Raw genomic sequence first — 19,234 nt, 5'->3', positions numbered from 1 at the left:
GAACTGGACCACAGCCGGCGGTGGGCACACGATTCCCAGCCATGAACGTCCTGCTGGCTTTCGCTCTCACCGCCGCGAGCGTCACGACGCCCGTGCACCTGCCGCCCACGGCGCCGTGCCCGGCGAACGTCCCGGCCGACACCCGCTGTTACGAGGGCCGGGACGCGAACGGCGCCTACTACACCGTTGCCGTGCCGAAGCACTGGAACAAGACGCTGGTCGTGCACTCGCACGGCGGTCCGGACCTCGGCGAGCCCACGCCCGAGCGCACCCGTGACGACCTGAGCCGCTGGGCCGTCATGGTGAAGGAGGGCTACGCGTGGGCCGGCACGTCCTACCGGCGGGGCGGTTACGGCACGCGGATGGCCGCCGAGGACACGGACAACCTGCGCAGGATGGTCAGCTCGACGCTGAAGCCGCGCAAGGTGTACCTGCACGGGCAGTCGTGGGGCGGCAACGTCGCGGCCAAGACCATCGAGCTGTACAAGGGCTACGACGCGGCACTGCTCACCAGCGGGGTCATGGCCGGCGGGTCGAAGGGCTACGACTACCGGGTCGACCTGCGGGTGGTCTACCAGTACTACTGCGGCAACCACCCGCGCCCCACCGAGGCGCAGTACCCGTTGTGGATGGGGCTGCGCAAGGACTCCACGATGACCACGGCCGGGCTGCGGAGCCGGATCGAGGAGTGCCTGGGCACCGCGGGCAACCGCACGGCTGAACAGCAGCAGAAGCTCAATGACGTCCTGGCCGTCACGAAGATCCCCGAGTCCACCTTGAACTCGCACCTGAACTTCGCGACGTTCACGTTCCGCGACATCGTCCACAACCGGCTGGGCGGCCGGAACCCGTGGAGCAACGCGGGCGTGCGGTACCAGGGCTCGCACGACGACGCCGCGCTCAACGCCGGGGTCGAGCGGTTCTCGCCGGACCCGCAGGCACGCGCGGAACTGGCCTACGACAGCGACCTCACCGGCAAGATCGACATCCCGGTGCTCTCGCTGCACGCGATCGGCGACCCCACGGCGTTCGTCGAGCACGAGTCGGCCTACAAGCAGCAGGTGCTCAAGGCCGGGCGGTGGTGGAACCTCGTGCAGACGTTCACCACCGAGTCCGAGCACAGCGCGCTCAGCGACTCCGAGTACGCCTCGGCGGTGCAGTCGCTGGAGCGCTGGGAGCGGACCGGGCTGCGGCCGAACCCGTTCTCCGTCGCGGCCAGGTGCCCCCGCAACGACGAGACGTACGGCTCCGGCTGCTTCTTCGACCCGCGGTACCAGCCGAAGCCCTACGGGTCGCGCGTGCTCCCGCGGTCGTGACCGCCGCTCGGGCCGGAGGTGCAGGCCTCCGGCCCGAGCAGCGGTGCGCTACCGGCCCTGCAGGCGCTTCACGTTGTCGCCGAACGTCCAGCCCTTCGAGCCGTCCCAGTTGATCGACCAGGTCATCAGGCCCTTGAGCTGGCCGCCGAAGCTGTTCCACGCCTGCCCCACCAGCGAGGGCGACATGTACCCGCCACCGGCACCGGGCTGTGCGGGCAGGCCGGGGACCTGCTTGTCGTAGGGCACCCGGATCGTGGTGCCCTGGATGACCAGCCCCTTGTTGAGGCACTGGGTCTGCGCCACGAACCCCTGCACGGTGCCGGCGGAGTAGCTGTCACCGGAGCAGCCGTACATCGAACCGTTGTAGTACTGCATGTTCAGCCACCACAGGCGGCCGTTGTCGGCGTACTTCTTGATGATCGGCAGGTACGCGCCCCAGATCGAGCCGTAGACGACGCTGCCGCCGGTCACGTACGCCGTCTCCGGCGCCATCGTCAGGCCGAACCCGGCGGGCATCGCCGCGAGCACCCCGTCGATGATCCGGATCAGGTTGGTCTGCGACGGCGACAGCTGGGTGATGCTGCCGCTGCCCACCAGACCGGTCTCGACGTCGATGTCGATGCCGTCGAAGTTGTACTTCTTCAGGATCGGCACGACGGTCGCGATGAACCGGTCCGCGACGGCGGACGAGCTCAGGTCGATGCCGGCCGTCGCGCCGCCGATCGAGAGCAGGATCGTGGCGCCCGCGGCCTTCGCCGCGCACATCTCGGCCGGCGTCGCGACCTTCACCGTCGCGTCCATCCCGTCCTCCCACAGCACCGTGCCGTCGGAGCGGATCACCGGGAAGGCCGCGTTGATCACGTTGTAGCCGTGCTGGGCGATCCGGCTGTCGTTGATCGGGGTCCAGCCGAACGGCGGGTGCACGCCGTTCGAGGCACCGTCCCAGTTCTCCCAGTAGCCGTGCAGCACTTTTCCGGCCGGCCGGGGTTTGAGGGCGCACGTGTCGGCCGCCTGGGCAGCGGTCGACGGGACCAGGACGGCGGTCATGAGCAGAAGCAGGGCTGTCAACACCGAACGTGCGGACATTCGCTCACCTTTCGCGTTCAGGCGGCGACCCGCTGTCATTCAAGCACGAAATGGTCCAGACCTCTAGGCGGCATGTTCGGCGCACAGGCACGCGACGCCCGGTTCGATCCACTCGCGGCCCTCCCACTCGGGGTGCCGCGCGATCATCAGCTCCCGCACCTCCTCCGCGACCAGCTCGGAACCACGGCGCCGCCACGTCTCGTCGCGCAGTTCGACCAGGTAGGACCGCACGTCCGCAAGCACCTCCTGCCCGCCGACATCGCCGTGGCCGGGCACCACGACGGACGGCCGCAGCGCGCTCAGCCGGTCCAGCACGTCGATCCAGCCCAGGCCGGACACGTCGGTGTCGTGCGGCGGGAACCACGGGAAGATCGCGAACTGCCCGGTCTCGGCGAGGTCGCCGGTGAACAGGACGCCGGCGTCGGGCACCTCGACCACCTGGTCGCCCAGCGTGTGACCGCGCCCCGTGGCCCGCAGCCGCACCACCCGGCCACCGAGGTCCAGGTCGTACGAGTCGTGCACGACGTCCGGCACCGGCACCTCGACGCCTTCCAGCCGGCGCGCGACCACGTCGCTCAGCCCGCGGAACATCTGCAGATAACCGGCGCCCTTGCGGTCCAGATCGGCGGCCTGCGCGCGGTTCACCAGGTACGTGGCCTCCCCCGCGAACACCTGCGCGCCGAACGCGTGCTCCGGGTGGAAGTGCGTCGTGGTCAGGTAGATCCGGCGGCCGCGCGCCACCTCCTGGGCGAACGCCAGCACGGCGGAGGCGTTCTCCACGCCCAAGCCGGTGTCCACGACGAGCACCGCCGCGGAACCGCCGATCACACCGATGTTCGGCACGAGCGGCACGCGTTCGCCGGGCACCACCAGCAGGTCGCGGGCGATCTCGACCGCCTTCCACCCGGACGACCGGGTCCATGAGCTCCATGACCACCAGCTCACCCGCGGGACCGCGCGCTGTCCAAGACCGGCTCCGCACACCCGATACCGGGCCGGTATCGTCGCTGATCGTGGAGCTGCGCACCCTGCGGTACTTCGTCGCCGTCGCCGAGGAGCTCCACTTCGGCCGCGCCGCCGCGAGACTGCACCTGAGCCAGCCGCCGCTGAGCCGGGCGATCAAGCAGCTGGAGCACGACCTGGGCGCCGTGCTGCTGCACCGCTCCCCCGCGGGCGTCGCGCTCACGCCGGCCGGTCGCCTGCTCCTGCACGGGGCGCGCGACCTGCTGGACCGGGCGGACCGCCTGCGCGACCGGGTCGCGGGCGCGGCCACCCTCACGATCGGCGTGCTCGCCGACAGCTCCGACCAGGGCGCGACCCGGCTGGCGGCCGCGTTCCGGCGCGAGCACCCGGACGTCGAGGTGCTGGTCCGCGAGACCGACCTCACCGACCCGACCTGCGGCCTGCGGGCCGGGCTCGTGGACGTGGCGCTGACCAGGGCGCCGTTCGACCTGACCGGGCTGAGCACCCACGAGCTGCGCGGCGACCCGGTCGGCGTGGTGCTGCGCGCGGACGATTCCCTGGCACAGCACGGGGAACTGCGGCTCGCCGACCTCGCGGACCGCCGCTGGTTCCGGTTCCCCGAGGGCACCGACCCGGCCTGGCAGAGCTACTGGCACGGCGGCGAGCCCCGTGAGGGCCCGGTCGTGCGCGCGGTCCAGGAGTGCCTGCAAGCCGTGCTGTGGAACGGGACCGTCGGCATGACCCCGTTGGGACACACCCCACCGGCCGAGCTCGCCGTCGTGCCGCTCACCGACATGGCACCGAGCCGCGTCGTCGTGGCGTGGCAGGACGGCGACCCGAACCCGCTGATCAGCTCGCTGGTCCGGACCGCCGTCACGGCGTACGCCTAGCGCAGGGCGGCCTGCAGGTCGTAGACGCCCAGGGTCTCCTCGGAGACCTTCCACAGCAGTGCCGCTGACTCCTCGTCCTGCGCGTACGGGGCCAGGCCGTGGTAGCTGCCCGGCAGCACCGCGGTCGTCGTGATCCCCTCGGCGGCCCACCGCTTGCCGGCCTCGATCGCGAACAGGATGTTCGCGGTCTTGGACTGGCCGTAGGCCTGCCAGCGGTCGTACTCGCGGTGCTCGAAGTGGAGGTCGTCGAACACGACATCGCTCTTGAGGTGCGCGGACGAGCTGACGTTCACCACGCGCGCACCGTCGGCCCGCAACGAGTTGAACAGCCCGAGCGTGAGCGCGAAGTGCCCGAGGTGGTTGGTCGCGAACTGCAGCTCCCAGCCCTCGGCGGTGCGGGTCAACGGCGTGGCCCGCACCTCGGCGTTGTTGACCAGCAGGTGCAGCGGGCCGTCCCAGTCGCGCGCGAACGCCTTCACCGACTGCTGGGACGCGAGGTCCAGCCGTGCGGCTGAGATCCGCTTGTTGCCGGTGGCCACCATCAGCTCCACGGCCACCCGTTGCGCGGCATCGAGGTCACGTGCCGCGATGGTCACCTCGGCGCCCGCGACGGCCAGCGCGCGCACGGTCTCGACACCGATCCCCGACGCCCCGACGGTCACGACCGCGCGGCGGCCGGAGAGGTCAGCGCCCTCGACGACGTCCAGTGCGGTGGTCTCGAACCTGGTGTTCATCACTGTTCCCCAACGTTGAGCGTGTCCTCGGAGACCTTCCACAGCTGTGCGGCGGCCTCCGGGTCGTGTGCGTATGCGGCGAGCCCGGCCGAACCGGTGGCAGGCGAGGCCTGGTTGCAGTCTTCGAAGTAGAGCCCCGACCGTCCGTCGACCAGCGGCGAGACGGCGAGCACGAGCGTGGTGGCCGCGCCCTGCTCCGGCGTCTTGAGCCGCACCGGCCGGTCGCCGCCGCGCAGCCGGCGCCGTTCCTCCAGCTCCTCCGGCGTGATGTGCCGCTGCAGGTTCGTCAGGATCGCACCCGGCATCAGCGCGTTCATCGTGATCCCCTCGGCGCCCCAGCGCTTCCCGGCCTCGACACCGAACAGGACGTTCGCGGTCTTGGACTGGCCGTAGGCCTGCCAGCGGTCGTACTCGCGGCGCTCGAAGTGGATGTCCTCGAACACCACCGGGCTCGAGAGGTGACCGGCTGAGCTGACGTTCACGACGCGTGCGCCCTCGGCCCGCAGCGCGTCGAACAGCCCGAGCGTCAGCGTGAAGTGGCCGAAGTGGTTGGTGGCGAACTGCAGCTCCCAGCCCTCCGGCGTGCGGGTCAGCGGCGTGGCCATGACGCCGGCGTTGTTGACCAGCAGGTGCAGCGGCCCGTCCCAGGACCGCGCGAACGCCTTGACCGACTCCTGGTCCGCGAGGTCCAGCGGCGCCACGAGGACGTTCTTGTTGCCCGTCGACTCGGCGAGCGACGCGGCCACGCGCCCGCCCACCTCGACGTTGCGGGCCGCGATGGTGACCTCGGCGCCGGCGGCGGCCAGTGCCCGCACGGTCTCGACGCCGATGCCCGACGCCCCACCGGTGACCACGGCGCGGCGGCTGGACAGGTCGACGCCGTCGATGACCTCGAGAGCGGTGGTCTCGAAGCCGAACGGGGTGGTGATGCGCTCCGTCATCTTCTTTCCCAACCTGTCGTACACTGAAACGGAGGTTCCTCCGGTTCGAGTTCCACACTAACCGGAGGCCCCTCCGGTTAGCAAGTGATCCCACGGGGAGTGTTCGAAGTGCGTGCTGATGCCGCCCGCAACCGGGCGTTGCTGCTCGAGGTGGCGCTCGACGCGTTCACCCACGGGAAGGACGTGACGCTCGGCGCCGTCGCCAAGAAGGCGGGCGTCGGGATCGGCACGCTGTACCGGCACTTCCCCACCCGCGAGGCGCTGATCGAGGCCGTCTACCGCGCGGAGCTGGAGAAGCTCTGCGACCTGGCCCCGCTCGCCGGCCTGCCGGCCGAGGAGGCGCTGCGGGCGTGGATGGACCGCTTCACCGCCTACATCGCGACGAAGCGCGACCTCAAGGACGCGTTGCAGGCGGTGATCGCGAGCGGCGTGAACCCGTTCGAGCACAGCCGCGCGAAGATGGTCGGCGCGTTGCGGGAGCTGCTGGAACCGCTGGGTGCCCGCAACGAGCCCGCGGACGTGATGGCGATGCTCGTGGCCGTCGCCCAGAACGACGACCCGGCTCAGGCCCGCAGGATGCTCGACCTCGTCATGGACGGGATTCGCTTCGGCGCTGCTCGAACCGCTCCACCAGCGCCGGCACCTCGCTGAGCAGGAACTCGTAGAAGTCCCGCATGTAGACCAGCCGCTCACGGGCGGGCCCCGGCTCGACCGACTCGACCCCGCGTGCGACGGCGTCGAGGATGTCGTCGATCGGGGCGTGCTGGCGGCCGTAGAGCGTCGTCCACGCCCGGTCGCGCATCCGGTAGTGCTCACGGCGGCTGCCCTGCACCGGCACGCGTTCGATCAGCCCCATCTGCATGACCATCTTGACCGCGCCGGACACCGACCCCGCGCTCGCGCCGAGCTCCTCGCTCAGGTCGCCCGCGGTCAGCGAGTCCTCGTCGGTGAACAAGAACGCGGCGAGCACGCGCGCGGCCATCCGCTGCATCCCGGCGCCGACCAGCGTCAGCGCCAGGTGCTCGGCCACCTGCCTGCGGTCTGTCTCGCCCGTCACAGTGCCCCAGTCTTCAGAAATTTCTGAACGTTCGCTAGCCTCAATCCTAGGGGGAAGGGGCAGGTCATGGCCACAGCACTCGTCGTCGGAGCCGGGACCGCCGGGCTCGCGACCGCTCTCCGGCTGGCCCGCAGCGACTGGCACGTCGTCGTCCTGGACCACGGCGTGCGGCAGGAACCGATGCCGGTGCTCGGACCGGACCGCCACGCCGCCCGCCGGCTCGCCGCGCTGCCACACCCGCTGCACTACGAGACCCGCCACGACCCGGTCACCGCCCTGTGCCCGGACCGGTTCGGCGTCACCGTCGCGTTCCCCGGTCACGACGAGTGGTTCGACATCGTCGTGTGCGCGCAACCCTGCTGCCAGGCGGAGCGATTACCGGGCCTGCGCCTCGACGCCTGGTCACGCGACCACGTGGCGCTGCTCCACCGGGCCGTGCGGGACACACGGCTGCCGCTGAGCTCGGCGGAGGCACTGGCGGACGGACTCGACCTGCACCGCGACCACCACGACGCGTTCTCGTGGTGGGAGAGCACATTAAGACCGCATACCACCGCCGTTAGGCGGTCCTTTACTCGCGCCGGGTAAGCCTGCGAGGCATGACCACGTTACGGAGACGCACCTTCATCGTGGGAAGTCTCGCCGGAGCGAGCGCGGGTGTGTTCGTGCCCCGGCTGGCCAACGCGATCGGCTACCCCTTCACCCTGGGCGTCGCGTCCGGTGAACCGGCGGCCGACGGGTTCGTGATCTGGACCCGCCTCGCCCCCACCCCCCTCAACGCCGACGGTCTCGGCGGCATGCCGAACACCACCACCTCCGTCGAGTGGCAGGTCGCCACCGACGAGCGCTTCACGGGCATCGCCCGCACCGGCACGGTCACCGCGGTGCCGGCGAGTGCGCACTCCGTCCACGTCACGCTGACCGGCCTGGAACCGGGCCGCGAGTACTGGTACCGCTTCCGCGCCGACGGCCACATCTCCCCCGTCGGCCGCGCGGTCACCGCACCCGCCGCCGGCACCTCCCCCGAGCTGTCCATGCTCTTCGCGTCCTGCTCGCACTACGAGGAGGGCTACTTCACCGCCTACCGCAGGATGGCCGAGGAGCACCCGCACCTGATCCTGCACCTGGGCGACTACATCTACGAGGGCGCGGCCACCACCACGAAGGTCCGCAAGTTCGCACCCGCCGGCGAGATCAGCACGCTCGCGAACTACCGGGTGCGGCACGCGCAGTACAAGACCGACCCGGACCTGCAGGCCGCGCACGCGACCGCGCCGTGGCTGGTCGTGTGGGACGACCACGAGGTCGAGAACAACTACGCCAACCTGGTCCGCAACGACTCCAGCCCCGCCGGTGACTTCAAGGCCCGCCGGGCGGCGGCGTACAAGGCGTACTACGAGCACATGCCGCTGCGCTCCGCCCAGGCGCCGAGCGCGGAGAACATGCTGCTGCACCGCAGGGTCCGCTGGGGCAGCCTGGCGACGTTCCACCTGCTCGACACCCGCCAGTACCGCGACGACCAGGCGTGCGGTGACGGCACGAAGGTCTGCCCGGACGCCGACGCCACGGCCCGCACGCTCACCGGCACCGCTCAGGAGAGCTGGCTGATCGACGGCCTGCGGCAGAAGCTCGGCACCTGGGACTTCCTGGGCCAGCAGGTGTTCTTCGCGCAACGGCTGGCCGCTGCGGACGGGTCGAAGAGCATGGACGCCTGGGACGGCTACACCGCCAACCGCACGCGCATCCAGAACGCGTGGGACACCAACGGCAACAAGGGCACCGTCGTGCTCACCGGCGACGTGCACCGCAGCTGGGCCGCGAACCTCATGCAGTCCTACCAGTCGCAGAACCGGATCATCGGCACCGAGCTGGTGACCACGTCCGTCACCTCCGGCGGTGACGGCAACGCCGCCGACAACAGCCTCAACCCGACGCTCAACCCGCACGTGAAGTTCTTCAAGAACCTGCGCGGCTACGTGAAGACCCGCACCACGAGCACCGAGATGCGGGTCGACTTCCGCGCCGTCGACAAGGTCACCGTCCGCGACTACCCGGTGAAGACCGTGCAGAGCTACGTGGTCGAGGCGGACAACCCCGGATTGCAGGCGCCGTGAAGACATTGCTGATCGCCTCGTTGCTCCTCGCCCCCGCCCCCATGACGTGGTCCACGGTCAACAGCGACTCGACCGGTGACCAGGACAACGCCGCCGTCTCCGCCACCCGCAACGGCTACACGGCCGTCGTGTGGGAGGACGACCGCGACACCGCCACCCCCGAGGACCCGGTCCACTCCGACGTCTGGATCCGGCTCTACCGGGAGGGCACGCCGGTCTACGAGAAGAAGCTCAGCACCGGCGGCACCGGCGACTGGCGGCACTGGCAGCCCGACGTCGCGCTGCACGAGGACGGCAGCGCTGTCGTCGTGTGGTCGGAGGACCCGGACGGCAACGGCTACTACAACATCGCGGTCCGCCAGGTGTCGGCCACCGGGACGGTCTCCGGTTCCGGCACCGCCAACGCGAGCGCCGACGGCCAGCAGCACTTCCCGAGCGTGGCGGCGGACCCGGACACCGCGCACTTCGCCGTGACGTGGGAGGACGAGCAGGGCACCGACCCGTCGACCGTCCGGATCGCCGGGTTCGCGTCCCTGACCAGCAAGACCTACGAGGCCCAGGTCAACAACGCCGGTGGCACGCACGCCAAGCCGCAGGTCGCCATGGGTGCGGCCGCCAACGCGGTCGTGGTGTGGGAGGCCGATGCGACCGTGGCCCGCAAGATCCTCACCCCGTCCGGTGGCGTGAAGCAGGCGCAGACCACGACGGGAACGGGGAAACGTCCCGCCGTGGCGGCCAACTTCAACGGCGACTTCGCGGTCGCGTGGGAGAGCGCCGGGGTGCGGACCCAGTCGTTCACCGCGGCCGGTGCGGCCACAGGGACGACCGCGCAGACCACCGGCGCCGACCCGCAGATCGGGGTCGACGACCAGCGCGGCGTCGCGGTGACCACGGCCGAGGCGCAGGACGTGCACACGGTGGTCTACAACCCGGACGGCACCACCACGGGCCGGCCGCCGCGGCAGCTCACGGTCTCGACCGCCACCGGCAGGCAGGACGAACCGGCCGTGGGCGTCGACCCGTGGGGCCGCGTCAGCGTCGTCTACACCGACGACAACGACGGCAACGGGTTCGACCAGGTCTACCTCGGCACGGGCCTCACGACCCAGGCGTGGTGAGCTGAGCCCCTGGCCAGAAGCCTTGCCCGACCCCTCGTTGCTTCCCAAGGATGTTGAGTTGGTGGTGCTTGCAGACGCCAGCAGAGCCAGGGGGCGAAGGCACGACAGCTGGCAACCTGCTCAGCGGAGGTCCAGGGGCCTGCGTCGCCGGTGGACGTCCACCAGCGACGCGGGCTTCCAGAACCCGTGCACGTCGTAGGTGTCGGTGCCGGGCGGCACGATCTCGTCGACGCGGTCCAGCACGTCGTCGGTCAGCACCAGGTCGGCGCCCTCCAGCAGCGACTCCAGCTGCTCCATCGTGCGCGGCCCGGTGATCGCCGAGGTCACGGCGGGGTGCGTCGTCACGAACGCGATCGCGAGCGCGGGCAGCGTCACGCCCATCTCGTCGGCGAGCTTCGCGAACTGCTCGACGGCGTCGAACTTCGCGGCGTTGCCCGGCAGCGACTCGTCGAACCTGTCCGGCGTGAGCGTCGCGCGGAACGCCTCGGCCGCCGCGCCCCTGCGGTGCTTGCCCGACAGGAACCCGCTGGCCAGCGGCGACCACACCAGCACGCCCATGCCGAGCCGCTGGGCCGTGGGCAGCACCGAGCGCTCGACCCCGCGCGCCAGCAGCGAGTAGGGCGGCTGTTCGGTGCGGAACCGCAGGAAGCCGCGGTTCAGCGCCACGTGGTGGGCCTCGACGATCTCCTCCGCCGGGAACGTCGAACACCCGAACGCGCGGATCTTGCCGTCCCGCACCAGGTCCGTGAGCACGGACAGCGTTTCCTCGACGTCGGTCGAGCAGTCCGGCCGGTGCACCTGGTACAGGTCGATCCAGTCGGTGCCGAGCCGGCGCAGGCTGTCCTCGACCGCGCGCATGATGTACCGCCGCGAGTTGCCGCTGCGGTTGCGGCCGTCGGTCAGCGGGAAGTGCACCTTCGTCGCCAGCACCACGTCGTCGCGGCGGCCGGCGAGCGCCTTGCCGACGATCTCCTCGGACTCCCCTGCCGAGTACATGTCGGCGGTGTCGACGAAGTTGATCCCCGCGTCCAGCGCGCGGTGGATGATCCGCACGCCCTCCCCGTGGTCGGCGTTGGCCACGTTCCCGAACATCATGGCGCCGAGGCAGTGGTGGCTGACCTCGATGCCCGTTCCCCCAAGTACGCGATAGCGCATCGTCATGAGCGAGAACGTACGAACTAGAGCCGCCTCTAGGTCAAGAACCTATGCTCGGGGCATGGGGATGAGCATCGGCGAGGTCGCCGAACACACCGGGCTGAGCGTGCACGCGCTCCGGTTCTACGAGAAGGAGGGCATCCTCGCCCACGAGGTCCACAGAGGACCGGGCGGTCGCCGGGTGTACACGCAGCAGGACGTGGACTGGCTGCGCATGTGCATCATGCTGCGGATGTCCGGAATGCCCGTCCCGGAGATCCGCCGCTACACCGAGCTGGTCCGCCAGGGCGACGGCAACGAGCTGCAGCGCCTCGACATCCTCAAGGAGCACCAGGACCGGGTCCGCGAGCAGATGGCGCGGCTGCAGGAGTGCCTGGACCTCATCACCTACAAGGTGGGCAAATACCAGGACTACGTCAATTCGATCGCATCGAGGGCAGTCGGCCAATAATGTCGATGCCATGCCAGTAGTGCTCTCGCTGAACGTCGCCTCGAAGACCGTCCCGGTCGACTACGCCCGCGCCGGCACCACCGGCATCGACAAGCGCCCGGTCGACGGACCGCTGCGGGTCGGCCCGGTCGGCCCCAAGGGTTCGGCCGGCAGCGGCGTGGCCGGTGACGAGATCGGCGACTGGACGGTTCACGGCGGCGCCCACCAGGCGGTGTACGGCTACGCCCGCGAGGACCTCGACTGGTGGCAGGCCGAGCTCGGCGTCGAGCTGGACAACGGCCAGTTCGGCGAGAACCTCACGACCCAGGGCATCGACCACACCCACGCGCGCGTCGGTGAACACTGGCGCGTCGGCACCGCGGTGCTGGAGGTCACCGGTCCGCGCGTGCCGTGCCGCACGTTCGCGACGTTCCTCGGCCAGCCCGGCTGGGTGAAGCGGTTCACGCAGGAGGCACGGCCCGGCGCCTACTTCCGCGTCCTCGAACCCGGCCTGGTCGCGCCCGGCGACGAGATCACCGTCGTGCACCGCCCCGGCCACGACGTCACGGTCGAGCTGTTCCTGCGCGCCATCACCACGGAGGCCGCCCTGCTGCCCAGCCTGCTGGAGGCGGGCGACGCGGTGCCGCCGGAGGTCCTCGAACTGGTGCACCGGCGGACGGTGATCGACCTGTCGCCGGAGATCGCGGCGAGCCGGGTGCCCTCGGACGGGTAGCTTCGAGATCATGACCGAACCAGGGTGGCCGCCTTCCCCGATCAAGACGGAACGGCTGGTGCTGCGCCAGTCCGAGGCACGTGACCGCGCGGCGTTCGTCGAGCTGTTCTCCTCACCCGAGGTCGGCACCCACATCGGCGGCTCGAAGCCGCGGGCCGAGGTCGAGGCCGCGGCCCCGGAGGTGCCGGGCCGCCGGTTCGGGTTCTTCGCCGTCGAGCTGGACGGCGAGACGATCGGGATGGTCACGTTCGACCGGCGGCTGCCCGACCAGCCGGGGCACTACCGGCCAGAAGGCGGCGAGCACCAGCTCGGCTACCTGTTCCTGCCCGCCTCGTGGGGCAACGGCTACGCCACCGAGGCGTGCGCGGCGGCACTGGGGTGGTTCGCCGCCGCGCTGCCCGGTGAGCCGCTGGTGCTCACGACCCGGGTGGCCAACGAGAGCTCGCTGCGGCTCGCGAAGCGGCTGGGGTTCACCGAGGTGGAGCGGTTCGACGCCTTCGGCGCCGAGCAGTGGTTCGGTGTGCTGGAGCCCGCTAGCTGACCGGGAACCGGCGCACCCAGCGCTTCTGCCACGGCGTCTCCACGGCACGGCGGTGGTAGTGGGCACGGGTCCACGCCACCGCCTCGTCCGCGGGCACCCCGGAGAGCACCGCCAGGCACGAGATCACGGTGCCGGTGCGGCCGACACCGCCGCTGCACGCCACCTCGACCCTGTCACCGGCCAGTGCGCGCCGGTGCAGCGCGCGGATGAACCCGATCGCCGCCGCGGGGTCGCGGGGCAGGCGGAAGTCAGGCCACTCGACCCAGTCGTGCTCCCACGGCAGGTCGACCGCGCGCGCCTGGAGGTAGAGGCCGTAGGCAGGGGCGGGCTCGACGAGCCTGCCGTCGCGCAGGCCGCGACCGGTCACCTCGGCGCCGTCCGGTAGCTGAACCGTCTTCACGAACTTCCCCCCAAATGGTGCTCGGCCGGCGTCACCGGACAGCAACACCACCGGCGCCGGGAGCTCAACGTCAGCTGGTCGGCGACGGCCGGCACGACGCCGGACGACACCATGAGCACCGCCGTGTATACCAGCAGCGTCCGCGCGCCCGGTGTGCACCGCCACCAGCCCCCGCGCCAGGAGCTGCGCCGACGGCGTGTGCGCGGTGACCGCGTCTCACCGGCTCGCGCCCTCGGGCCACAGCACCGTGACCGGCACGCCCCGCGACCGCGCGTAGGCGACCACGTCCGCCGTGCCGCCAGGGCCGCGCCCCGGCAGCCCGTCCCACACCGCGAGCAGGGCGGCGGACTCCCCCAGCTCGTCCACCATCCGCTTGCCCGCCTCCATGTAGGCGGTCGGGTCGGGCGTCACGAACGGCAGCTGCACCACCCGGCCCGCCTCCGCGAGCAACCGGTCGTAGACGGGCCGGAACTCCTCCGGCAGCGACGCCCGGTACTCCACCGCGGGCAGCACGGCCACCAGTTCGCCGCCCACGTCCAGCACGGCCTGGGCGAACACCGCGTCCGCGCCGTCGGCCAGGCAGGACACCCCGACCACGTCGTCGTCCGCGGTCACGGCGGCCCGGATCATCCGGTCGACCTCCGCCTCCAGCTCGGCGGAGAGCCCCCGGTGCCCCGTGATGGCGAGCTGCGTCGTCATCCCTGCAGCATAGGTGTCCGAGCAGCACAGCGGGCCTTTCCGCGCAAGACCGGTCCCGGCTCACCCCTGCCCGGCCAGCACCGCGAGGTAGTGGACGTTGGTCATCACGCCGAGCACGTTGCCGAACGGGTCGACCACCGACGCCGTCACGAACCCCTCGCCGCGCACCCGCGGTTCGTCGTGCACCTCCGCCCCCAGCTCGAACAGCCGGTCCAGCGTCGCCCGCAGGTCGTCCACCGCCCAGTAGAGGACCGCCCCGGACGGCCCGTCCGACGGCGTGACCTCGAAACCGCGGTGCACCAGCCCCAGCTCCGCCTGGTGGTCGCCGATGCGGAACTCGACGTAGGCCAGCAGCCCGTCCGGTGTGCGGCGCTCGAAGTAGGCCTCGACGCCCAGCAGTTCGGTGTACCAGGCGCGCGCCTCCGCCAGGTCGTCGGCGTAGTAGGACACGGTCGACATGCCTCGCAACATCTCGTTCTCCTTCGCAGGTCCGACTTGCTGATGTCCCCCAGCTTCGGCTGTGAAGTGCTCATCTTCTGAGCACTTTGACCGGGAAGCTGTCGACATGCGCGCAGACCGGCTCGTGGCCATGTTGTTGCTGATGCAGGCCCGCGGCCGGGTGACCGCCGCGGAGCTCGCCGAGGAGCTGGAGGTCTCCACGGCCACCGCCCGGCGCGACCTGGAGGCGTTGTCCGCGGCCGGGGTGCCCGTGTACCCGCAGCCGGGCCGGGGCGGCGGCTGGTCGCTGGTCGGTGGCGCGCGCACGGACCTCAGCGGGCTCACCGCGGCCGAGGCGCAGGCGTTGTTCCTGGTCGCCGGACCGGCGGCGGCCGTCGCGCCGCAGGTGAGGTCGGCGCTGCGCAAGCTCGTCCGGGCGTTGCCGGGCACGTTCCGGGCCGACGCGCAGGCGGCAGCGGAGGCGGTCGTCGTCGACACCGCGGCCTGGGGCGAGCACACCGGCGACCGGCCGGCGCTGGTCACGGCACTGCAGCAGGCCGTGGTGCGGCAGCGGAAGGTGCGGCTGACCTACGCGAAGCGCGGTGCCGGGGCGAGCGAGCGCGTGGTCGACCCGTGGGGGCTCGTCGACAAGGACGGCACCTGGTACCTCGTGGCCGGGACGCCGGACGGTCAGCGCACGTTCCGGCTGGACCGGGTGCGGGAAGCGGCGCTGACCGACGAGCAGGCGAGCCGTCCCGCCGGCTTCGAGCTCGCCGGTGCCTGGGACTCGGTCGTCACGGAGGTGGAGCGCAGGCGGGCGGAGACCACGGCCGTGCTGGTGGTGCCGACGCGGTTCCTCGACGTCTTCCGGCACCAGCACGGCCGTCACTGCACGGTCGTGGCGGAGCTCGGCGACCGGACGCGGGTCGAGCTGACCGCGCCCCGGCCGCTCGACCTCGCGCGCAACGTCGCCGGCTGGGGCGGCCTGGTCACCGTCGAGTCGCCAGAGTCCGTCCGCGACCACCTGGCCGCCATCGGGGCGGAGCTGGTCAGCCGATACCCGCGTGCCGCTCCAGCCGGGCCAGCCGACTCATGATCATTTCCAGGACCTTCGCCGCGTCCGGCGTGCTCTGCTGCTGCTTCTTGAGGTGGACGATGCCCGCGAGCGCCGTCTGCACCGCGCGCCGGGTGGACTTGAGGTCGGCACCGCGGTCCCGCAGCACCTGACCGCCCGCCCCCTCCGGTTCGGCGACCAGACCGAGCAGCAGGTGTTCGCAACCCACGTAGTTGTGGCCCAGTGCGATCGCCTCGACGACGGCCAGCTCCAGCGCGTTCGCCGCGTCGGCCGCCAGCCCGGCAGGAGCGGCACCCTCGGAGGCGGAGGTGTGGCGCAGGGTCGCGGGATCGATGTCGATGGCCTGCAGGACGTCCAGCGCGAGGTTCCCCCCTTCGCGCAGCAGTCCCTCCACCAGGTGTTCGCTGGTCACGCTCGGTTGTCCGCCCGCAGCCTCGACGGCGAGCCGGAGGGCGTCCTTGGCGCGCTGGGTGAAGCTCTCGATCCGGTCCGACCCTCTCACCAGGTCTTCGGGTTTCACCGCCCGGATGGCGGCTATGCGTTTGACGGAACCTTCGAGTGCACGCTGGCAGATCGCGGAAAGCGGGATGTTGAGGTCCTTGACGGCCTCGGCCAGGTCGTCCGGCAGGTACACGTTGACTTTAGGCATAACCCCATCTGTACCCCCAGTAGGGGTTACAGTCAATCGACATCGCGTCGCCCGTCACACTTGTAGGTGATCGAGGGGACAGGGAGAGCACACGTCGTGGAGGAGAACAAGCGGCTCATCGGGAGCCGATACCGGTTGAGGACGAAAGTCGGCCAGGGCGCCATGGGTGTCGTGTGGCAGGCCTACGACGAGAACCTGCACCGCGTCGTCGCAGCCAAGGAGCTGCTCGTGCTGGCGGGACTCGACGACTCCAAGATCGACCGCGCCAAGCACCGGGCCATGCGCGAAGCGCGCTTGGCCGCCCGGCTGGAGCACCCGAACGCGATTCGCGTGTACGACGCCGTCGAGGACGACGGCCAGCCGTGGCTGATCATGGAGTACCTCCCCTCGCGCAGCCTCGCGGCGGTGATCGCCGAGCAGGGCACCCTGCCGCCGCGCGAGGTCGCCCGCATCGGCTGCTACACCGCCGCCGCTCTGGCCGCCGCGCACCGCAACGGCATCCAGCACCGCGACGTGAAGCCGGGCAACGTGCTGATCGGCGACCAGGAGGTCAAGATCACCGACTTCGGCGTCTCGCGCGCCACCGGTGACGACGGCACCGCCACCGCGACCGGCACGGTCGGCACCCCCGCGTTCTTCTCCCCCGAGATCGCCCGCGGCGAGGAAGCCGGTTTCCCGTCCGACGTCTTCTCCCTCGGCGCCACGCTCTACAACGCCGTGGAGGGCACGCCGCCGTTCGGCGCGGCCGACAACCACATCGCGATGCTGCACCGCGTGGCGAGCGGCTCGATCATGCCGCCCGCGAACGCCGGCCCGCTGCTCTCGCCGGTGCTGTTCCGCCTGCTGGCCACCGACCCGGAGCGCCGCCCCACGATGGAGGAGGCCGTGCACCTGCTGGCCGCCGTCGTGAACGAGACGCCGCAGGCGTCCGAGGCCACGGTCGTCATCCCGGCGACGGTGGAGCTGCCGGTCGAGGCGCAGCCGGAGGAGAAGGCCAAGCAGCAGAAGAAGGCGGGCGCCTCGGCGGCCGGTGCGGCGGCGGCCGGGCTCGTGGCCGGTGCGGCGCAGGCGGAGGCAGCGGGTCTGACGGCGCCGGGCAAGGCCGATGCCGAGCAGGAGAAGGCCGACGCGGACCAGGCAGGCGCTGACGAGGCCGGCGCTGACGAGGCCGGGAACGCCGGTGCGGAGGCGAGCGAGCCGGAGGCAGCGGTCGCCGCCGCGGCAGCCGGGGAGCCGGAAGCAGCCGCCGCCGTGGAGCCGCCGCCCGCGGACACCGCCGACGCGCCCCCCGCGGAGCCTGCCGCGCCCCCCGCGGAACCCGTTGCGGCACCGGAGAAGACCGCGGTCGCAGCGACCACGCCGGAGGCCGCTCAGCCCGAACCCGTGCAGCCCGAACCCGCGCAGCCCGTTCCGGCACCGGCACGGCCTGAGCCCGCCACCCCGGCCGCGCCCGTCCGGTCCGCCCAGGAGGAGGAACGCCGCAGGAACCCGCTCGCCCTCCTCGGCATCATCGTCCTGGTGATCGCGGTGGGTGTCGGCGCGTTCCTGCTGTGGCCGAAGGGGGACCGGGAGCAGGCGGGGAACGACCCGACCGGCTCGGCGAACCCGCCGGCGGCGAGCCAGTCCCAGCAGCAGCCGCAGCAGTCCCAGTCACAGCAGCCGACCACCACGGCAGCGGAGACCACGACCCCGCAGGAGACGACGACCACGCCGGTCGTCCCGCCGAACACCGCGACCCCGCCGCCCGCGACGACGCCGGGCACGGCGCAGGAAGCGCTGACGGCGTACTACGCGCTGATCCCCGGCAACCTCGAAGCCGGGTACGCGACGCTGACGGACAGGTTCAAGGCGACCAGGACGCCGACGTTCCAGGAATACCAGCAGTGGTGGGGCCAGTTCAGCAGCGTCGACCTGTCCGACTTCGCGCCGCAAGGCGACAACGTGGTGGCAGCGACGCTCACGTACCGCAAGGGCGGGGCGGTCACGACGACCGAGCGCAACACGTACACATTGGTGCAGGTGAACGGCAAGTGGATGATCGACAGTCAGTCGCCGTGACCAGGCGCGCACTCGTGACCGGTGCCTCCCGGGGCATCGGAGCGGCCATCGCCCACGCGCTCGCCGCCGACGGGCACCGGGTCGCCGTGCACTTCCGCAGCGACCCGGAGCAGGCCGCGGAGGTGGCCGCGGGCCTGCCCGGCGACGGCCACGTGACCGTGCGGGGCGACATCGCCGCGGGCGAGGCCGAGCAGGTCGTCACCGAAGCGGTCGAGCGGCTCGGCGGGCTCGACGTGCTGGTGAACAACGCGGGCGTGTACTTCCTGCACCCGATCACCGCGACGAGCTTCGCCGAGTGGCAGGACGCGTGGCGGCGCACGGTCGAGCTCAACCTGTACGGGCCGGCCGACCTGGCGTGGCACGCCGTGCGGCACCTGCCAGAGGGCGGGCGGATCATCAACGTGGGGTCGCGCGGCGCGTTCCGGGGCGAACCCGACGCGCCCGCCTACGGTGCGGCGAAGGCGGGGCTGCACGCGTTGACCCAGTCGCTGGCGCAGTCACTGGCACCGCAGGGGATCGCGGTGGCGGCGGTGGCGCCGGGGTTCGTGCGCACCGACATGGTCACGGACCTGCTGGCCGGGCCCGCCGGTGACGCCATCCGCGGGCAGAGCCCGTTCGGGCGGGTCGCGGAACCCGAGGAGGTCGCGGCGGCCGTCGCGTGGCTCGCGACCCCGGCCGCGACGTGGGCCAGCGGCACGGTCATCGACGTCAACGGGGCCTCGTACCTGCGCTGATCTCCTGCTGCCACGACCGGAACCAGTTCCGGTCGGCTGCCGACCTTCCCGGCAACCGGTCTAGACCACTACCGTCGCTGTGGGCGCTCGACGTTAGTGAGAG

Annotated in this window: 22 protein-coding genes; 12 read left to right on the top strand and 10 right to left on the bottom strand. The window is 71.5% G+C overall.

Annotated elements, in window-relative coordinates; genetic code table 11:
* Positions 1-41: 41 nt before the first annotated feature.
* On the top strand, positions 42-1,316 hold the full coding sequence (locus ACZ7CF_RS21015; protein ID WP_470370316.1) for an alpha/beta hydrolase: 1,275 nt from the start codon (positions 42-44) through the stop codon (positions 1,314-1,316).
* A 48-nt stretch (positions 1,317-1,364) separates the two neighbouring features.
* Here ACZ7CF_RS21015 and ACZ7CF_RS21010 read toward each other — a convergent pair whose 3' ends face one another.
* Positions 1,365-2,363, bottom strand: a complete 999-nt coding sequence (locus tag ACZ7CF_RS21010) for a chitinase (protein WP_458434376.1) — start codon at positions 2,361-2,363, stop codon at positions 1,365-1,367.
* A gap of 102 nt (positions 2,364-2,465) precedes the next feature.
* Positions 2,466-3,347 (bottom strand): MBL fold metallo-hydrolase, encoded by an 882-nt coding sequence (locus ACZ7CF_RS21005; protein WP_470370315.1) that lies wholly within the window; start codon positions 3,345-3,347, stop codon positions 2,466-2,468.
* Positions 3,348-3,415: 68 nt separating this feature from the next.
* Between ACZ7CF_RS21005 and ACZ7CF_RS21000 the strand changes: the two genes are divergently transcribed.
* Positions 3,416-4,255 carry a LysR family transcriptional regulator gene (locus tag ACZ7CF_RS21000; protein ID WP_360401218.1) on the top strand — a complete coding sequence of 280 codons (840 nt, stop codon included), beginning with the start codon at positions 3,416-3,418 and terminating at the stop codon, positions 4,253-4,255.
* On the opposite strand, the gene ACZ7CF_RS20995 is transcribed toward ACZ7CF_RS21000, so the two are convergent.
* Together ACZ7CF_RS20995 and ACZ7CF_RS20990 are read right to left on the bottom strand one after the other, a co-directional pair.
* The gene (locus ACZ7CF_RS20995) at positions 4,252-4,989 is read right to left on the bottom strand and encodes an SDR family NAD(P)-dependent oxidoreductase (protein ID WP_458431652.1); all 738 of its coding nucleotides are present in this window, start codon (positions 4,987-4,989) and stop codon (positions 4,252-4,254) included. The genes ACZ7CF_RS21000 and ACZ7CF_RS20995 overlap by 4 nt on opposite strands.
* The gene (locus ACZ7CF_RS20990) at positions 4,989-5,930 is read right to left on the bottom strand and encodes an SDR family NAD(P)-dependent oxidoreductase (RefSeq protein WP_470370314.1); all 942 of its coding nucleotides are present in this window, start codon (positions 5,928-5,930) and stop codon (positions 4,989-4,991) included. Before ACZ7CF_RS20990 ends, ACZ7CF_RS20995 begins: the two co-directional genes overlap by 1 nt.
* Before the next feature lie 108 nt (positions 5,931-6,038).
* On the opposite strand from ACZ7CF_RS20990, the gene ACZ7CF_RS20985 reads away from it, so the two are divergent.
* Positions 6,039-6,581, top strand: a complete 543-nt coding sequence (locus ACZ7CF_RS20985; RefSeq protein WP_458431650.1) for a TetR/AcrR family transcriptional regulator — start codon at positions 6,039-6,041, stop codon at positions 6,579-6,581.
* Here the strand turns inward: ACZ7CF_RS20985 and ACZ7CF_RS20980 are convergent.
* Positions 6,520-6,987, bottom strand: a complete 468-nt coding sequence (locus tag ACZ7CF_RS20980) for a GbsR/MarR family transcriptional regulator (RefSeq protein WP_360401206.1) — start codon at positions 6,985-6,987, stop codon at positions 6,520-6,522. The genes ACZ7CF_RS20985 and ACZ7CF_RS20980 overlap by 62 nt on opposite strands.
* A 66-nt stretch (positions 6,988-7,053) precedes the next feature.
* Between ACZ7CF_RS20980 and ACZ7CF_RS20975 the strand changes: the two genes are divergently transcribed.
* Genes ACZ7CF_RS20975 through ACZ7CF_RS20965 form a run of 3 tightly spaced genes read left to right on the top strand, consistent with a single transcriptional unit; the run spans position 7,054 to position 10,219 of the window.
* Positions 7,054-7,575 (top strand): FAD-dependent oxidoreductase, encoded by a 522-nt coding sequence (locus ACZ7CF_RS20975; protein ID WP_470370313.1) that lies wholly within the window; start codon positions 7,054-7,056, stop codon positions 7,573-7,575.
* A gap of 11 nt (positions 7,576-7,586) precedes the next feature.
* Positions 7,587-9,101 (top strand): alkaline phosphatase D family protein, encoded by a 1,515-nt coding sequence (locus tag ACZ7CF_RS20970; RefSeq protein WP_470370312.1) that lies wholly within the window; start codon positions 7,587-7,589, stop codon positions 9,099-9,101.
* Positions 9,098-10,219 carry a hypothetical protein gene (locus tag ACZ7CF_RS20965; RefSeq protein ID WP_470370311.1) on the top strand — a complete coding sequence of 374 codons (1,122 nt, stop codon included), beginning with the start codon at positions 9,098-9,100 and terminating at the stop codon, positions 10,217-10,219. Before ACZ7CF_RS20970 ends, ACZ7CF_RS20965 begins: the two co-directional genes overlap by 4 nt.
* A 120-nt stretch (positions 10,220-10,339) precedes the next feature.
* Here the strand turns inward: ACZ7CF_RS20965 and ACZ7CF_RS20960 are convergent, their stop codons facing one another.
* On the bottom strand, positions 10,340-11,374 hold the full coding sequence (locus tag ACZ7CF_RS20960) for an aldo/keto reductase (RefSeq protein WP_470370611.1): 1,035 nt from the start codon (positions 11,372-11,374) through the stop codon (positions 10,340-10,342).
* A 61-nt stretch (positions 11,375-11,435) separates the two neighbouring features.
* Here ACZ7CF_RS20960 and ACZ7CF_RS20955 point away from each other — a divergent pair, with 61 nt between their 5' ends.
* Genes ACZ7CF_RS20955 through ACZ7CF_RS20945 form a run of 3 tightly spaced genes read left to right on the top strand, consistent with a single transcriptional unit; the run spans position 11,436 to position 13,078 of the window.
* Positions 11,436-11,825: a MerR family transcriptional regulator gene (locus ACZ7CF_RS20955; RefSeq protein WP_360393727.1), complete on the top strand. Its 390-nt coding sequence runs from the start codon at positions 11,436-11,438 to the stop codon at positions 11,823-11,825.
* A 10-nt stretch (positions 11,826-11,835) separates the two neighbouring features.
* A complete protein-coding gene (locus tag ACZ7CF_RS20950) occupies positions 11,836-12,537 on the top strand; it encodes an MOSC domain-containing protein (RefSeq protein ID WP_360393724.1) in 702 nt (233 codons plus the stop codon).
* Between the two features lie 10 nt (positions 12,538-12,547).
* Positions 12,548-13,078 (top strand): GNAT family N-acetyltransferase, encoded by a 531-nt coding sequence (locus ACZ7CF_RS20945; protein ID WP_360393721.1) that lies wholly within the window; start codon positions 12,548-12,550, stop codon positions 13,076-13,078.
* Here ACZ7CF_RS20945 and ACZ7CF_RS20940 read toward each other — a convergent pair.
* From ACZ7CF_RS20940 to ACZ7CF_RS20930, 3 genes are all read right to left on the bottom strand, one after another.
* Positions 13,071-13,478, bottom strand: a complete 408-nt coding sequence (locus ACZ7CF_RS20940; RefSeq protein ID WP_360393718.1) for a protein-tyrosine phosphatase family protein — start codon at positions 13,476-13,478, stop codon at positions 13,071-13,073. The two genes, ACZ7CF_RS20945 and ACZ7CF_RS20940, sit on opposite strands and share 8 nt — an antisense overlap.
* A 216-nt stretch (positions 13,479-13,694) precedes the next feature.
* Entirely contained in the window at positions 13,695-14,177 is a 483-nt protein-coding gene (locus ACZ7CF_RS20935) for a hypothetical protein (RefSeq protein WP_360393715.1), read from the bottom strand.
* Positions 14,178-14,237: 60 nt separating this feature from the next.
* Entirely contained in the window at positions 14,238-14,648 is a 411-nt protein-coding gene (locus ACZ7CF_RS20930; protein WP_360393712.1) for a VOC family protein, read from the bottom strand.
* Between the two features lie 94 nt (positions 14,649-14,742).
* Here ACZ7CF_RS20930 and ACZ7CF_RS20925 point away from each other — a divergent pair, with 94 nt between their 5' ends.
* The gene (locus tag ACZ7CF_RS20925) at positions 14,743-15,711 is read left to right on the top strand and encodes a helix-turn-helix transcriptional regulator (RefSeq protein ID WP_470370310.1); all 969 of its coding nucleotides are present in this window, start codon (positions 14,743-14,745) and stop codon (positions 15,709-15,711) included.
* On the opposite strand, the gene ACZ7CF_RS20920 is transcribed toward ACZ7CF_RS20925, so the two are convergent.
* Complete coding sequence (locus ACZ7CF_RS20920; protein WP_470370309.1) at positions 15,665-16,339, bottom strand: Clp protease N-terminal domain-containing protein; 675 nt, start codon at positions 16,337-16,339, stop codon at positions 15,665-15,667. The genes ACZ7CF_RS20925 and ACZ7CF_RS20920 overlap by 47 nt on opposite strands.
* A gap of 135 nt (positions 16,340-16,474) precedes the next feature.
* Here ACZ7CF_RS20920 and ACZ7CF_RS20915 point away from each other — a divergent pair, with 135 nt between their 5' ends.
* Together ACZ7CF_RS20915 and ACZ7CF_RS20910 are read left to right on the top strand one after the other, a co-directional pair.
* Positions 16,475-18,397, top strand: a complete 1,923-nt coding sequence (locus ACZ7CF_RS20915) for a serine/threonine-protein kinase (protein WP_470370308.1) — start codon at positions 16,475-16,477, stop codon at positions 18,395-18,397.
* A complete protein-coding gene (locus ACZ7CF_RS20910; RefSeq protein ID WP_360393700.1) occupies positions 18,394-19,131 on the top strand; it encodes an SDR family NAD(P)-dependent oxidoreductase in 738 nt (245 codons plus the stop codon). The genes ACZ7CF_RS20915 and ACZ7CF_RS20910 overlap by 4 nt, the downstream gene beginning before the upstream one ends.
* The last annotated feature ends 103 nt before the right edge of the window (positions 19,132-19,234 follow it).

It is taken from the genome of Lentzea sp. NPDC036955, from assembly GCF_055608005.1.
Note: the sequence above shows the minus strand (reverse complement) of the source record. Positions and strands in the feature narration are given on the sequence as shown.